Source organism: Saccharococcus thermophilus (genome assembly GCF_011761475.1).
GTDB lineage: Bacteria > Bacillota > Bacilli > Bacillales > Anoxybacillaceae > Saccharococcus > Saccharococcus thermophilus.
Genome location: NZ_JAASRS010000001.1, coordinates 884,415 through 898,507 on the forward strand (window position 1 = coordinate 884,415; position 14,093 = coordinate 898,507).

The following is a 14,093-nucleotide window of genomic DNA, read 5'->3' on the forward strand; positions in this document are numbered from 1 at the left end:
GGTCATCGTATGTTTACACAGCTGCGACATGGAGAAAAAATTGCTGCACTAGTAAAAGAAGTGGAAGCGCAAATTGCTCCAATTCATCAAAAAATTGAGGAACGGATTGATGTGAATCAATATCGCGTGCTAGACAGCTTTCGCCGCCATCAAGTAAGCGACAGCCATTTTATTCCGTCTACCGGATATGGTTATGATGATATCGGCCGTGACACACTGGAACAAATTTATGCCGATGTATTCGGCGGCGAAGCAGGCATTGTCCGCCCCCAAATTATCTCTGGGACGCATGCCATTACGATCGCGTTATTTGGCATTTTGCGGCCAGGCGATGAGTTATTGTACATTACTGGAAACCCATATGATACGCTGGAAGAAATCGTCGGCATCCGCGGCAGCGGCAACGGCTCGTTAAAAGAATTTCAGATCGGTTACCAAAGCGTGCCGCTCACCCCGGAAGGGAAGGTGGATTTCGATGCCGTCAAAGCGGCCATCCATGAGCGGACGAAAATGATCGGCATTCAGCGCTCAAGGGGCTATGCGACAAGACCGTCCTTTACGATTGAAGAAATTCGCGAAATGATTTCTTTTGTCAAGACCGTGAAGCCCGATGTCGTCGTTTTCGTTGACAATTGCTACGGAGAATTTGTCGAGGAAAAAGAACCTTGCCATGTCGGTGCCGACTTAATCGCTGGCTCTCTCATTAAAAATCCCGGTGGAGGGCTTGCGAAAACGGGCGGATATATTGTCGGGAAAAAACAATATGTAGAAGCGTGCTCGTACCGCATGACTTCGCCGGGGATCGGAGCGGAGGCAGGCCCGGCATTATATAGTCTGCACGAAATGTATCAAGGCTTTTTCCTAGCACCGCACATCGTCGGCCAGGCGCTAAAAGGGGCGGTCTTCACCGCCGCGATGCTAGAGCGGATCGGTCTAAACACCGACCCTTCCTGGGATGCGGAGCGCACCGATTTGGTGCAATCGGTCCAATTTGACGATCCAGAGCAAATGATCGCTTTTTGCCAGGCGATTCAATTTTCCTCTCCGGTCAACGCCCACTTCACCCCGTACCCGAGCTATATGCCCGGCTACGAGGATGACGTGATTATGGCGGCAGGAACTTTTGTCCAAGGAGCGAGCATTGAATTAACGGCGGACGGACCGATCCGCCCGCCGTACGTGGCTTACGTACAAGGAGGATTAACGTATTCCCATGTAAAAATCGCAATTTGTTCGGCGATTGACCAATTAATCGAAAAACAATTAATCTCTTTGTAAGAAAATCTAACATTTTATTGACACGTTTTCTTACACATTGTAAAATGAAACTATCATAAGCGAGGAGGAATTGGCATGAATAGCAATATTCGTCGTTCCATGCCATTGTTTCCGATTGGGATTGTGATGCAATTGACAGAGCTGTCCGCCCGCCAAATCCGTTATTATGAAGAGCATGGCCTTGTGTCTCCAGCGCGGACCGAGGGAAATCGCCGCTTGTTTTCCCTCAATGATATTGACCGCCTTCTTGAAATCAAAGATTTGATTGATCAAGGAGTCAACTTGGCCGGCATTAAGCAAATTTTTGCGTCGCGGCAGGCTGGTCGCAAAGAGCAGCCAGAAAAAGTGGAAAAAGTTGTGAAACAAAAGCTATCAGACGAGGAGCTGCGCGAAATTTTGCGAACGGAGCTGTTGCAGGCGGGGCGTTTCCAACGTGCATCACTTCGCCAAGGAGATCTCGCTCGCTTCTTTCATTAATGATTGTTGAATAAAACTTGGGAGCCGGGGAGGAATTTCAAATGGCAAAGTACACAAGAGAAGACATTATGCGCATCGTCAAAGAAGAGAACGTCAAGTATATCCGTCTGCAATTTACCGATATTCTTGGCACGATTAAAAACGTCGAAATTCCGATCAGCCAGCTGGAAAAAGCGTTAAACAACAAAATTATGTTTGACGGTTCGTCGATTGAAGGTTTTGTCCGGATTGAAGAATCGGATATGTACTTATACCCTGATTTAGATACGTTTGTCATTTTCCCGTGGACATCGGAAAAAGGAAAAGTAGCCCGCTTTATTTGCGACATTTATAATCCGGACGGTACGCCGTTTGAAGGATGTCCGCGCTATAACTTGAAGCGGATTTTAAAAGAAATGGAAGCGCTCGGTTTTACTTCGTTCAACTTAGGCGCGGAACCGGAATTTTTCCTATTCAAATTAGATGAAAAAGGACGCCCGACGCTGGAATTAAACGACCGAGGCGGCTACTTCGATTTGGCGCCGACCGACCTAGGAGAAAACTGCCGCCGCGATATCGTGCTTGAGCTTGAGGAAATGGGATTTGAAATTGAAGCTTCTCACCATGAAGTGGCACCTGGCCAACATGAAATTGATTTTAAATACGCCCATGCGGTGAAAGCGTGCGACGACATTCAAACATTTAAGCTCGTCGTCAAAACGATTGCCCGCAAACACGGCCTTCACGCCACATTTATGCCAAAACCAATCTTCGGCATTAACGGATCTGGAATGCATTGCAATTTATCATTGTTTAGAAATAATGAAAATGCGTTCTTTGATCCAACTGCGGACTTGCAATTAAGCGAAACGGCGCTGCAATTTATTGCCGGCGTGCTGAAACACGCACCAAACTTTACGGCGGTAACGAACCCGACGGTCAACTCCTACAAACGTCTCGTTCCTGGCTATGAAGCGCCATGTTATGTAGCCTGGTCCGCCCGCAACCGTAGCCCGCTCATCCGCATTCCAGCTTCACGCGGCATGAGCACGCGCATTGAGGTGCGCAGCGTCGACCCATCAGCCAATCCGTACTTGGCGATGGCCGTATTATTGGCAGCGGGATTAGATGGAATTAAAAACAAGTTGACTCCACCGGCTCCGGTCGACCGCAACATTTACGTCATGACGAAAGAAGAGCGCTTAGAAGAAGGAATTGTTGACTTGCCAGCAACACTGGCGGAAGCGCTCGAAAACTTAAAGTCGGATGAAGTCATTGTGCAAGCGCTCGGAAAACATTTATTCGAACATTTCATCGAAGCGAAAGAAATCGAATGGGATATGTTCCGCACCACGGTCCATCAGTGGGAACGCGATCAATATATGGAACTCTATTAAAAACAAAGAGGCTGTCTCGTGCAAGCGAGACAGCCATTTTTCATGTATACAGGACGGTAGCAGGAGGGGTCCTCCATCTTACTTCTTTTCTATTTTTCAATGAATAATGCGATAGACGCCGATCACTTTGCCGAGAATCGTGCAATTGCGGACAATAATTGGCTCCAAATTCGAATTTTCCGGCTGCAGGCGAATATGGTCTTTTTCTCTAAAAAAGCGCTTGACAGTTGCTTCATTGTCCTCGGTCATCGCCACGACGATATCTCCATTATCAGCGGAAGACTGCTGGCGCACAATCACGTAATCGCCATCCAAAATCCCTGCCTCAATCATGCTGTCACCCATCACTTCAAGCATAAAAACTTGATCTTCTGTAGGAACGAGCCGTTTTGGCAGCGGAAAATAATCTTCGATGTTTTCAATTGCGGTAATTGGCTGTCCGGCCGTCACTTTTCCAATTATCGGCACAGAGATAACATCCTCTTTTTCCTTCGTCGCAGTGAAATCGGCATCCAATATTTCAATCGCACGCGGCTTCGTTGGGTCGCGGCGAATGTATCCTTTGCTTTCGAGCCGCGCAAGATGCCCATGGACGGTAGAACTCGAAGCAAGTCCGACCGCTTCGCCAATTTCCCGGACGGAAGGGGGATATCCTTTTGTTTTTACTTCTTTTTTGATGAAATCTAAAATTTGTTGCTGCCGCTTTGATAGTTTCGTCATTCTATACACCTCTCGCCACATCATTTGCTTATATTATAACACGGCGATAGGGAAAAAACAAACATAAGTTCGAGATTTATATTGACACAAACAAATGTTCTTTATTATAATGAGAACAAAACCGAACAAACATTCTTAAGAGGTGGGGAATATGAAACGGATGATAGTGCATTATCTTATCTTTTCTTTGTTGTTGTTTATGGTGATCGGGGCGCTGTTTTACGCAAACAAACCGGTGGAAAAAGATCAATATATGGAAATTACCGTCGCTTCCGGAGACACGCTTTGGAAGCTGGCGAAAGAATATGAAGATCAGCACGGGCTTTCCACGGAGGAATTCATCAACTGGGTCGTCGACGTTAACCATCTATCCGGCCAGCGGATTATTGCCGGTGAAAAAATTGTTATTCCTGTGTTAAAATCAAAGGAAGATAAACAGTTGGCTGTCAACCAATAACATGAAAGAGGATGGTATCGCATGAAAGCGATTATATATTGCCGCGTCAGCACCGAAAAAGAAGAACAGGAAACATCGCTCGAACGGCAGAGGGAAGAGCTGGAGCAGCTTGCGAAGAAGCATGGCTTTGAAGTAGTGAAAGTGATTATGGAGCAGGCGAGCGGCTATGAAGTGGACAGAGACGGTGTGTTTGAGCTGCTTTCGGCATTCAAAGAACAAGAGGTTGACGCGCTTTTAGTTCAAGATGAAACAAGGCTGGGTCGCGGCCATGCACGAATAGCCCTGCTTCATTGCATCCAAAAAGAAGGGGTAAAAATATATACCATCGCCCATAACGGTGAAATGCAGCTGTCGGAAGCGGATGAGATGGTGCTGAACATTATTAGCATTGTCGAAGAATATCAACGGAAAATACATAATTTAAAAATTAAGCGCGGAATGAAGCGGGCGGTGGAGCAAGGTTACCGCCCCGAACGAAATTTAAAACATATGGGAGAAAACGCCGGCCGGGAACGAAAGGAGCTCCCTGTCGAAGAAATCGTCCGCTTGCGCCACAACGGTTTGACGTTTGCCGAAATCGCCGCCACGTTGCGCGGTTTTGGATATGACGTATCAAAAGCGACCGTCCATCGCCGCTACCGGGAATATGTCGATGAGCATGCTTCGCCGCATGGAAGATAGACTGCTTTGTTTTCGGGCGGAACGATATATACGGCTTTTATTCTCTCGATAATTTTGCCTATAGTGCAGGCTTGCGGGGGAAAAACAAGATCGTTGCAATTTTTCTTTCCGTCCTATAAGATGGGAGCGTAACAACAAGAAAATAGGTGGAGGCAGTTATGTTATCAAAACAAAAAATGGCACGCATTAACGAATTGGCGAAAAAGGCAAAAACGGCTGGTTTGACGGCAGACGAAGCGTTGGAACAGCAGCAGCTTCGCCGCGAATACATCCAAGTGTTTCGTAAAGCGATGGAGGATATGTTACATTTTGTAACGGTCATCGACCCTAACGGCAATGACGTCACGCCGAAAAAATTAAAAGAAAGCCAAAAGAAGCGGATGAATTAATATTGTTGGAAAAAGAAAGCATGCTATAAAAAGATGCTTTCTTTTTCTGTTTTATGCGCCACTTAATATTGTACATCTTGAGAAATTTTCTATATGATAGAGTTGACACTATGTTAATGAAAGGATGGAAAGATATGCCGCATACGATCGAGGAACTAGCGATTACGACGATCCGCACTTTATCCATCGACGCGATCGAAAAGGCGAAATCCGGGCATCCGGGAATGCCGATGGGCGCCGCGCCGATGGCGTATACGCTGTGGACGAAATTTATGAACCATAATCCGAGCAACCCGAAATGGTTTAACCGCGACCGCTTTGTTTTATCAGCGGGCCATGGCTCGATGTTGCTATATAGCTTGCTTCATTTAAGCGGTTATGATGTTTCCATGGAAGATATTCAACAATTCCGCCAATGGGGTAGCAAAACGCCTGGACATCCGGAATACGGGCATACGCCGGGAGTGGAAGCAACGACCGGTCCACTTGGCCAAGGAATTGCGATGGCCGTTGGCATGGCGATGGCGGAACGTCATTTGGCAGCTACATATAACCGTGAAGGATTTGAAATTGTAAACCATTACACATATGCAATTTGCGGCGACGGCGATCTAATGGAAGGTGTCGCTTCCGAAGCGGCGTCGTTAGCGGGGCATTTAAAACTTGGCCGCTTGATTGTTCTGTATGATTCGAACGATATTTCGCTTGACGGCGAATTAAACCTTTCCTTCTCTGAAAGCGTAGAACAACGCTTTAAAGCATACGGCTGGCAATATTTGCGCGTCGAAGACGGCAATAATATCGAAGAAATTGCAAAAGCGCTGGAAGAAGCGAAAGCAGATACGACCCGTCCGACGCTGATTGAAGTGAAAACGACCATTGGCTACGGTTCACCAAACAAAGCCGGAACGTCTAACGTACATGGTGCTCCGCTTGGGACGGAAGAGTTGAAACTTACGAAAGAAGCGTATAAATGGACGTTTGAAGAAGATTTTTACGTTCCGCAAGAAGTATACGACCATTTCCGCGAGGTGGTCAAAGAAGCAGGCGAGAAAAAAGAAGCGGAGTGGAACGAGCTGTTTGCCGCGTATGAGAAAGCATATCCGGATTTAGCGAACCAATTGAAATTGGCGATCGATGGCAAACTTCCGGAAGGATGGGAAAAATCGCTCCCAGTGTATGAAGCAGGGAAAAGCTTGGCAACGCGCGCCTCTTCCGGAGAAGTGATCAACGCGATTGCAAAAGCGGTTCCACAACTATTTGGCGGTTCGGCGGACCTCGCAAGCTCCAACAAAACATTAATGAAAGGCGCGGGCAACTTTTTGCCGGAAAGCTATGACGGCCGCAACATTTGGTTTGGCGTTCGCGAATTCGCGATGGGCGCGGCTTTAAACGGAATGGCGCTGCACGGTGGTCTGAAAGTATTCGGTGGTACGTTCTTTGTGTTCTCCGATTACTTGCGTCCGGCCATCCGTCTCGCTGCTTTAATGGGCTTGCCGGTTACGTACGTGCTGACGCATGACAGCATTGCCGTCGGTGAAGACGGTCCGACGCACGAACCGATCGAGCACCTTCCATCGTTAAGAGCAATGCCGAATTTATCGGTCATTCGTCCGGCTGATGCGAATGAGACGGCGGCAGCATGGCGGCTGGCCTTGGAAGCAACCGATCATCCTACCGCACTGGTGTTGACGCGGCAAAACGTACCGACACTGCCGAATACGGCAGAGCGGGCGTATGAAGGAGTGAAAAAAGGTGCATATGTGGTAGCGGAGGCGAAAAATGGCCAGCCAGAAGCGTTGCTGCTCGCATCCGGATCGGAAGTAAGCCTTGCCGTCAAAGCGCAAGAAGCATTGGCCGAAGAAGGCATTCACGTTTCCGTCATCAGCATGCCTTCTTGGGATCGCTTTGAAAAGCAATCTGCTGACTATAAAGAACAAGTGCTGCCACGCGCTGTGAAAAAACGGTTGGCGATTGAAATGGCCGCGTCGCTCGGCTGGGATCGCTACGTCGGCGAAGAAGGCGATATTTTAGCGATTGACCGCTTCGGCGCTTCGGCACCAGGAGAGAAAATTATGGAAGAGTACGGATTTACGGTGGAGAACGTCGTAAAACGGGTCAAAGCATTGCTTGGGAAATAACAAGAAAAAGCTGTCTTCGCCACTCGGTCGGAGACAGCTTTTGTTATGCAAAAATCGACAATGTTAGTGAAAAAATTTTCCGTTAATAGACATCTTTTTTTTCTTAGTTTCTCTATAATAGAAGCAAATGAAAACGTAGGAACGGGGGATGGGAATGGTACGTTATTGGATTTATTTGCTAAATGAAGAAGTGGCAAGCTATTACCGCAATCGAACGGAAAAGATTGTCGAACTATTGCGTGAGCACCAATGCGCCAAAGCACCGTTAAAAAGCATTTGCCGAAAACAAGTGGAATTTATTACCGAGCGGTTATCGTTTTCCAGATTGGAATTAGGATTGAAACAATATTTTGCGGGCAGCGTCAATAAAAATTTAGAACGAAATATGTTTATATTGCGAAACGAAATCGGGGATGAAGCGCTGCTGATCGTGCAAAAGCGCCGTCTGCTTCTTGTCACCGACAGCCAATCGATTGCCAGCGACATTTGCCACGCGCTTGCGCAAGTATCTCCTTCATTTTTAGCGGTCGACGCCGATTTTGACGACTACGGATGGCTTACCAATTCGACAGGCGGAAGAAAATTTGCGTAAATAAAAGATTTTTGTCAGGAAATATTGTATAATACCACATGGTTTAGTACACTGTTAGTTAGACAACATGAAGGAGGAAATAGCTGTATGTGGACAACGATTCTCGTTGGCATTCTAGCGCTTATTGCCGGAACGGCGCTAGGATTTTTCATTGCCCGCAAAACGATGATGAACTATTTAAAGAAAAATCCGCCAATTAATGAGCAAATGATCCGTATGATGATGATGCAAATGGGAATGACGCCATCCCAGAAGAAAATCAACCAGATGATGAAAATGATGAACAACCATCTCAAATAAACATCAGACAGGCACTCGATCCGGAGTGTCTTTTTATTTTGAAAAAACGATCTTTCTAAATTTTCACATTTTTGTTACAATAATATAGCGCATTTTATGTCATGATGGGAGAGGTACGATGACAGTATTCCGCGATTTATTTTGGTTTTTCCGTCAAGAGAAAAAAGCGTATATAACAGGGATTCTTACCCTTATCGTCGTCGCGTTTTTAGAAACGATTCCACCCAAAGTAATTGGGATCGTGATTGATCATATCAAAGAAGGAACGATGACAAAAGCGGCGCTTGCCCGCTGGATTGCGATTTTGCTTGCCGTGGCGGTCATGTTGTATATCTTGCGCTATTGGTGGCGGATTTTAATTTTTGGTTCTGCGGTGAAACTGGCGCGTCAGATTCGCAATGAGCTATATGCCCATTTTACGAAAATGTCGCCATCTTTTTATCAGCGAAAACGGATCGGCGATTTAATGGCGCACGCGACCAATGATCTGCAGGCGATTCAGCAGACGGCGGGAAGCGGAATTTTGACGCTTGTCGACTCCTTGACGCTCGGCGGTTTCGTGCTGGCGACGATGGCGCTGACCATCAGCTGGAAATTAACGATCATCAGTTTGTTGCCAATGCCGATCATGGCGATTGCCACAAGCCGTTACGGAACGATTTTGCATAAGCGCTTTTTAAAGGCGCAAGAAGCGTTTTCGTCTTTAAACGATAAGGTGCAAGAGAGCATCAGCGGCATTCGCGTCATTAAATCGTTTGGCTATGAACAAGAGGACGTCGAATCGTTTCGCAAGCAGTCGGAAGAGGTGGTCGCGAAGAACGTGGCGGTCGCAAAAATCGACGCCTTGTTTGACCCGACGATTTCATTGATTGTCGGCATTTCCTTTTTTTTAGCGGTCATATTCGGCGCTAAAATGGTCATTGCAGGAGAATTAACGATTGGGGAACTTGTGTCGTTTACAACGTATCTTGGCTTGCTCATATGGCCGATGCTGGCGTTTGGCTGGCTGTTTAATATTGTTGAGCGGGGGCGAGCCTCCTATGACCGCGTCCGCGCGCTTCTTGCAGAGAAAGAGGAAATTCAAGAAGCAGACGATGCGATTGCCATCCCCCCAACCGGCGATATTGTCTACGACATAAAGCGATTTACATACCCGAACGAAATCGCCCCGGTTTTGCAAAATATCCGCTTTTGCCTGCGGCGCGGCCAGACGCTTGGTGTTGTCGGAAAAACGGGGGCAGGGAAAACGACGTTGCTAAAGCTGTTGCTGCGCGAATTTGACCAATATGAAGGAGAAATTCGTTTTGGCGGCCACGAAATTAGTGAATATACACTGGATGCGCTGCGTGCGGCGATTGGCTACGTGCCGCAAGACCATTTTCTATTTTCGGCGACGGTAAGGGAAAATATTGCGTTCGCCAAGCCGGAAGCGAGTGAAGAAGAAGTGGTGAAGGCGGCGAAGCTGGCCAATATCCATGACGATATTATGCAATTTGCCGATGGCTACGACACGATTGTCGGCGAGAGAGGGGTTTCTCTCTCGGGCGGCCAAAAGCAGCGGATCTCAATTGCGCGCGCGCTGCTAATGAATCCGGAAGTGCTTATTTTGGACGATTCGCTGTCGGCGGTGGACGCGAAGACGGAAGAACGGATTTTATCCGCTTTAAAAGAAAACCGTTCCGGAAAAACGACGATCATTACCGCCCACCGTTTGAGCGCGATTCAGCACGCCGACTTCATTGTTGTGCTCGATGAGGGGCGGATGGTGCAAATGGGAACGCACGAACAATTGATGCAAGAACGCGGATGGTATCGCGACATGTACGAGCGTCAGCAGCTCGAATCGTTAGTCGAACAGGGAGGAGAAATATGAACGATAAACCGTTAACCCCAAAAGAACAACGGCAAGTGTTATGGAGACTGCTTTCTTATATGCGCCGGTACAAGAAAGACACGGCGCTCGCCTTTGCCCTGCTTGTGCTTGCGACCGCTGGGGAGCTTGTCGGGCCATATTTAGTCAAAATATTTATCGACGACTATTTAACGCCGCGGCGCTTGGATTTTGCCCCATTGTTTTTGCTGGCGGCAATCTATATTGCCGTGCTGCTCTTGAAAACAGTGATTTCTTATTTTCAGCTCGTCAAGTTTCAAGAACTGGCGCTCGAAGTGATTCAAGCGCTGCGGATGGATGTGTTTACAAAAGTGCATCAGCTTGGCATGAGCTATTTTGACCGCACGCCGGGCGGAAGCATCGTCTCGCGCGTGACAAACGACACAGAAGCGATCAAAGACATGTTTATCAGCGTCCTTGCTGCTTTTATTCAAAACGGCGTATTTGTCATCGGCGTATTTATCGCCATGTTTTCGTTAAACGTGCGCCTTGCTCTTTATTGTTTGTTTATTTTGCCGGTCATTATTTGGATTATGAAATTGTATCGCCATTATAGTTCGATTTTTTATAAAGATATGCGCGAGCGCCTCAGCGAATTGAACGCAAAGTTAAACGAGTCGCTGCAAGGAATGGCGATCATTCAAGCGTTCCGCCAGCAAAAACGTCTTTACCAAGAATTTGCGCAAATCAACGACAAACATTATGCAGCAGGCATGAAAAACATTAAAATCGACGGCCTATTGCTGCGTCCGGCGATCGATTTCGTCTATATTGTATCGATTATCGTTGTGTTAAGCTTCTTCGGCATTTCCGCTCAAGAAAGCCCGGTGGAAATCGGGGTGCTGTACGCGTTTGTTAACTACTTGGAGCGCTTTTTCGAACCGGTGACGCAAATGATGATGCGCCTATCGCTGTACCAGCAGGCGATTGTTTCCGGCGCGCGCGTCTTTGCCCTTTTGGATCATGAAGAATTGGCGCCGCAAAATGCGGAAACATCCACAGCGGTCATTCAAGAAGGAAAAATTGAGTTTCGCGATGTCAGTTTTTCCTATGACGGGAAGCGTGATGTGCTTAAACATATTTCCTTTGTCGTCAACCCGGGAGAAACGGTCGCCCTTGTCGGGCATACCGGAAGCGGGAAAAGTTCGATTATTAATTTGTTAATGCGCTTTTACGAATTTGACCGCGGCGATATTCTCATTGATGGCATATCGATTCGCGATTATTCGCGTGAAGAGCTGCGCAAACATATCGGCCTTGTGCTGCAAGACCCGTTTCTCTTTTACGGGACGATTAAAGACAACATCCGCATGTACAACCATTCATTAACCGATGAACAAATCGTCAAAGCCGCCCGCTACGTGCAAGCGGATGCGTTTATTGAAAAGCTGCCGGACAAATACGACCATCAAGTAGTGGAAAGAGGGGCTACTTTCTCAAGCGGGCAGCGGCAGCTAATCTCTTTTGCGCGCACGATCGCGGCAAATCCGAAAATATTGGTGCTGGACGAAGCGACGGCCAATATTGATACGGAAACGGAAGGAGCGATTCAAGAGGCGCTCGCAAAAATGCGGAAAGGTCGGACGACAATTGCGATTGCCCACCGGCTGTCCACGATCCAAGACGCCGACCAAATTCTCGTGCTCCATCGAGGCGAAATTGTCGAACGGGGGACGCACCAAGAGCTGCTGACACAAAAAGGGCTGTATTATAAAATGTATTTATTGCAAAATGGCCTAGTAGATGCACAAGAGTACGTATAAAAAGAAAAAGCGCATTTCCCGCTAAGATTGGGAAGCGCTTTTTTGCTTACGCTTTTGCCGGTTATAAGCGTTCAGAAGCGAATCAAGTTCCTTGCTTATTTGAATGGCGGCGGCCGAGTTCAATCCGTTTTTCGCGACAATTTCTACAAGCTCCATCCGCTTTTGCTCAATTAATGTTAAAATTTCGTTTTGAATCACGGAAGAACAGTCCCTTTCGTTATAGTAGGTGATTGTATTGTATACTATTTTACCAGTTAATGCAAAAAGGAAAAATAGAAAATATATACTGACGCTAGACAATACGTTACTAATAGGCCGATTTTTGCTACAATAAAAATAAAAAAATGTGTAGGGGTTGAATAAATATGACGGATGTCAATGTGTTTTTGGCGTTTGGCGCCGGCTTTTTATCGTTTATTTCTCCGTGTTGCCTGCCCTTGTACCCGGCATTTTTATCCTATATTACCGGGGTATCGGTAAGTGAGCTAAAAACGGAGAATGCGATGATGCAGCGGCGCAGTTTATTGCATACCCTGTTTTTCCTGCTTGGATTTTCACTGATTTTTATTTCGATCGGATTTGGCACCTCGTTTATCGGCCGATGGTTTAGCGAATATCAAGATTTCATTCGGCAAATCGGCGCCATTCTTATTGTGGTTTTTGGTCTGATGATTGTCGGAATATGGAAGCCAACTTTTTTAATGAAAGACCGCCGTCTTTCTTTTCAAGAACGTCCTTCCGGTTACATCGGCTCGATCATTATCGGCATGGCGTTTGCGGCGGGATGGACGCCGTGCACCGGCCCGATTTTAGTGTCGGTCATTGCTTTGGCGGCGATCAATCCTGGATCGGGAATGCTGTACATGCTCGCTTATTCGCTAGGCTTTGCTGTGCCGTTTTTTATTCTTTCTTTCTTTATTGGAAAGTTGCAATGGATCCGCAATCATAGCGAGAAAATGGTGAAAGTCGGCGGATATGTCATGATTGCGATGGGGATTGTCCTCTTTTTCGATTGGATGACAAAAATTATTGCGTACACGACAAGCATTTTTGGGGGATTTGCTGGCTTCTAAATTTGTTTGTTAGGGGGAATCGTAAATATTATGGCTACCATTCTCATTGTTGATGATGCGAAGTTTATGAGAGTAACGTTGACGAAAATTTTGCAAAAAGCGAATCATACTGTCATCGGTGAAGCGGAAAACGGAAAAGAAGCAGTGGAGTTATATCGCCGTTTAAATCCAGATATTGTCATCCTTGATATTACGATGCCGGTGATGAATGGGATCGGTGCGGTGCGTGCGATCAAACAAATGGATCGAAATGCGAAAATCATTATTTGTTCGGCCATGGGGCAGCAGCGCATGGTCGTAGAGGCGATTGAGGCGGGCGCCGCCGATTTTATTGTAAAGCCGTTTGAAGAAAGCCGCGTGCTTGAAGCGGTCAGCCGTTTACTATAAGCAATATGGATATGCACAATTTGTGGATTTTTGCTATAATACTTTATCATGAAACTTGAAAGAAGAGGATGATGCGCTTGGCTATCATAACATCAATCATTGCGGTTTTCATGGCATTTCTCATATTCTTCGTGCGCATGAAAGCATCGAAAAAACCGACAAACGTGAAGAAAATTATTTTGCCGCCGATATTTATGAGCACTGGGATGCTTATGTTTTTGGATCCTGTTTTCCGCGTGACGAAAGGCGAGCTGCTTGAGGCGATTGTGCTCGGAGCGTTTTTTTCCATCTTTCTTATTAAAACGTCGAAATTTGAAATTAGAGATGGCGAAATTTATTTGAAGCGTTCGAAAGCATTTGCGCTTATTTTAATCGTGTTGATCCTCATTCGCCTCGCATTGAAAGCTTATTTAGGCCGAACGATCGATTACCACCAGTTAAGCGGCATGTTTTATTTGCTCGCTTTTTCGATGATTGTGCCGTGGCGCATTGCTATGTATATTTCTTATAAAAAACTAGCGCGGAACTTAAAACATCGGCCGCCGATTTTAACGACATAATAAAAAGC

General features: G+C 46.5%; 16 protein-coding genes. 14 read left to right on the forward strand and 2 right to left on the reverse strand.

Features of this window, described 5'->3' with window-relative positions; all coding sequences use genetic code 11:
- Nucleotides 1–9 precede the first annotated feature (9 nt).
- The 3 genes from BDD39_RS04630 to glnA all read left to right on the forward strand — a co-directional run bounded on the left by BDD39_RS04630 (nt 10) and on the right by glnA (nt 3,131).
- Nucleotides 10–1,278 (forward strand): methionine gamma-lyase family protein, encoded by a 1,269-nt coding sequence (locus BDD39_RS04630; RefSeq protein WP_166908569.1) that lies wholly within the window; start codon nt 10–12, stop codon nt 1,276–1,278.
- 75 nt (nt 1,279–1,353) lie between these two features.
- Nucleotides 1,354–1,755 (forward strand): MerR family transcriptional regulator, encoded by a 402-nt coding sequence (locus tag BDD39_RS04635; protein ID WP_166908571.1) that lies wholly within the window; start codon nt 1,354–1,356, stop codon nt 1,753–1,755.
- A 41-nt stretch (nt 1,756–1,796) separates the two neighbouring features.
- A complete protein-coding gene (gene glnA / locus BDD39_RS04640; RefSeq protein ID WP_166908573.1) occupies nt 1,797–3,131 on the forward strand; it encodes a type I glutamate--ammonia ligase in 1,335 nt (444 codons plus the stop codon).
- A gap of 96 nt (nt 3,132–3,227) precedes the next feature.
- On the opposite strand, the gene lexA is transcribed toward glnA, so the two are convergent.
- Nucleotides 3,228–3,851 carry a transcriptional repressor LexA gene (gene lexA, locus BDD39_RS04645; RefSeq protein WP_166908575.1) on the reverse strand — a complete coding sequence of 208 codons (624 nt, stop codon included), beginning with the start codon at nt 3,849–3,851 and terminating at the stop codon, nt 3,228–3,230.
- Nucleotides 3,852–4,002: 151 nt separating this feature from the next.
- On the opposite strand from lexA, the gene yneA reads away from it, so the two are divergent.
- The 8 genes from yneA (at nt 4,003) to BDD39_RS04685 (ending at nt 12,065) form a co-directional block, all read left to right on the forward strand.
- Entirely contained in the window at nt 4,003–4,308 is a 306-nt protein-coding gene (yneA, locus tag BDD39_RS04650; RefSeq protein WP_166908577.1) for a cell division suppressor protein YneA, read from the forward strand.
- A gap of 21 nt (nt 4,309–4,329) precedes the next feature.
- Entirely contained in the window at nt 4,330–4,989 is a 660-nt protein-coding gene (locus BDD39_RS04655) for a YneB family resolvase-like protein (RefSeq protein ID WP_166908579.1), read from the forward strand.
- 158 nt (nt 4,990–5,147) lie between these two features.
- Nucleotides 5,148–5,378, forward strand: coding sequence for a DUF896 domain-containing protein (locus tag BDD39_RS04660; protein WP_166908581.1), 231 nt, complete (start codon nt 5,148–5,150; stop codon nt 5,376–5,378).
- Between the two features lie 134 nt (nt 5,379–5,512).
- Nucleotides 5,513–7,519, forward strand: coding sequence for a transketolase (gene tkt / locus BDD39_RS04665; RefSeq protein WP_166908583.1), 2,007 nt, complete (start codon nt 5,513–5,515; stop codon nt 7,517–7,519).
- Between the two features lie 154 nt (nt 7,520–7,673).
- On the forward strand, nt 7,674–8,111 hold the full coding sequence (gene sirA / locus BDD39_RS04670) for a sporulation inhibitor of replication protein SirA (protein ID WP_166908585.1): 438 nt from the start codon (nt 7,674–7,676) through the stop codon (nt 8,109–8,111).
- An 87-nt stretch (nt 8,112–8,198) separates the two neighbouring features.
- A complete protein-coding gene (locus BDD39_RS04675; RefSeq protein ID WP_043904230.1) occupies nt 8,199–8,411 on the forward strand; it encodes a YneF family protein in 213 nt (70 codons plus the stop codon).
- Between the two features lie 118 nt (nt 8,412–8,529).
- On the forward strand, nt 8,530–10,284 hold the full coding sequence (locus BDD39_RS04680) for an ABC transporter transmembrane domain-containing protein (RefSeq protein WP_166908587.1): 1,755 nt from the start codon (nt 8,530–8,532) through the stop codon (nt 10,282–10,284).
- Entirely contained in the window at nt 10,281–12,065 is a 1,785-nt protein-coding gene (locus BDD39_RS04685) for an ABC transporter ATP-binding protein (RefSeq protein WP_166908589.1), read from the forward strand. The genes BDD39_RS04680 and BDD39_RS04685 overlap by 4 nt, the downstream gene beginning before the upstream one ends.
- 21 nt (nt 12,066–12,086) lie before the next feature.
- Here BDD39_RS04685 and BDD39_RS04690 read toward each other — a convergent pair whose 3' ends face one another.
- Nucleotides 12,087–12,263, reverse strand: coding sequence for a Spo0E family sporulation regulatory protein-aspartic acid phosphatase (locus BDD39_RS04690; protein WP_166908591.1), 177 nt, complete (start codon nt 12,261–12,263; stop codon nt 12,087–12,089).
- 167 nt (nt 12,264–12,430) lie between these two features.
- Here BDD39_RS04690 and BDD39_RS04695 point away from each other — a divergent pair, with 167 nt between their 5' ends.
- The 3 genes from BDD39_RS04695 to BDD39_RS04705 all read left to right on the forward strand — a co-directional run bounded on the left by BDD39_RS04695 (nt 12,431) and on the right by BDD39_RS04705 (nt 14,085).
- A complete protein-coding gene (locus tag BDD39_RS04695) occupies nt 12,431–13,138 on the forward strand; it encodes a cytochrome c biogenesis CcdA family protein (protein WP_166908593.1) in 708 nt (235 codons plus the stop codon).
- Between the two features lie 30 nt (nt 13,139–13,168).
- Nucleotides 13,169–13,525: a response regulator gene (locus BDD39_RS04700; RefSeq protein WP_166908595.1), complete on the forward strand. Its 357-nt coding sequence runs from the start codon at nt 13,169–13,171 to the stop codon at nt 13,523–13,525.
- A gap of 77 nt (nt 13,526–13,602) precedes the next feature.
- On the forward strand, nt 13,603–14,085 hold the full coding sequence (locus tag BDD39_RS04705; protein ID WP_166908597.1) for a CcdC family protein: 483 nt from the start codon (nt 13,603–13,605) through the stop codon (nt 14,083–14,085).
- Nucleotides 14,086–14,093: the final 8 nt, after the last annotated feature.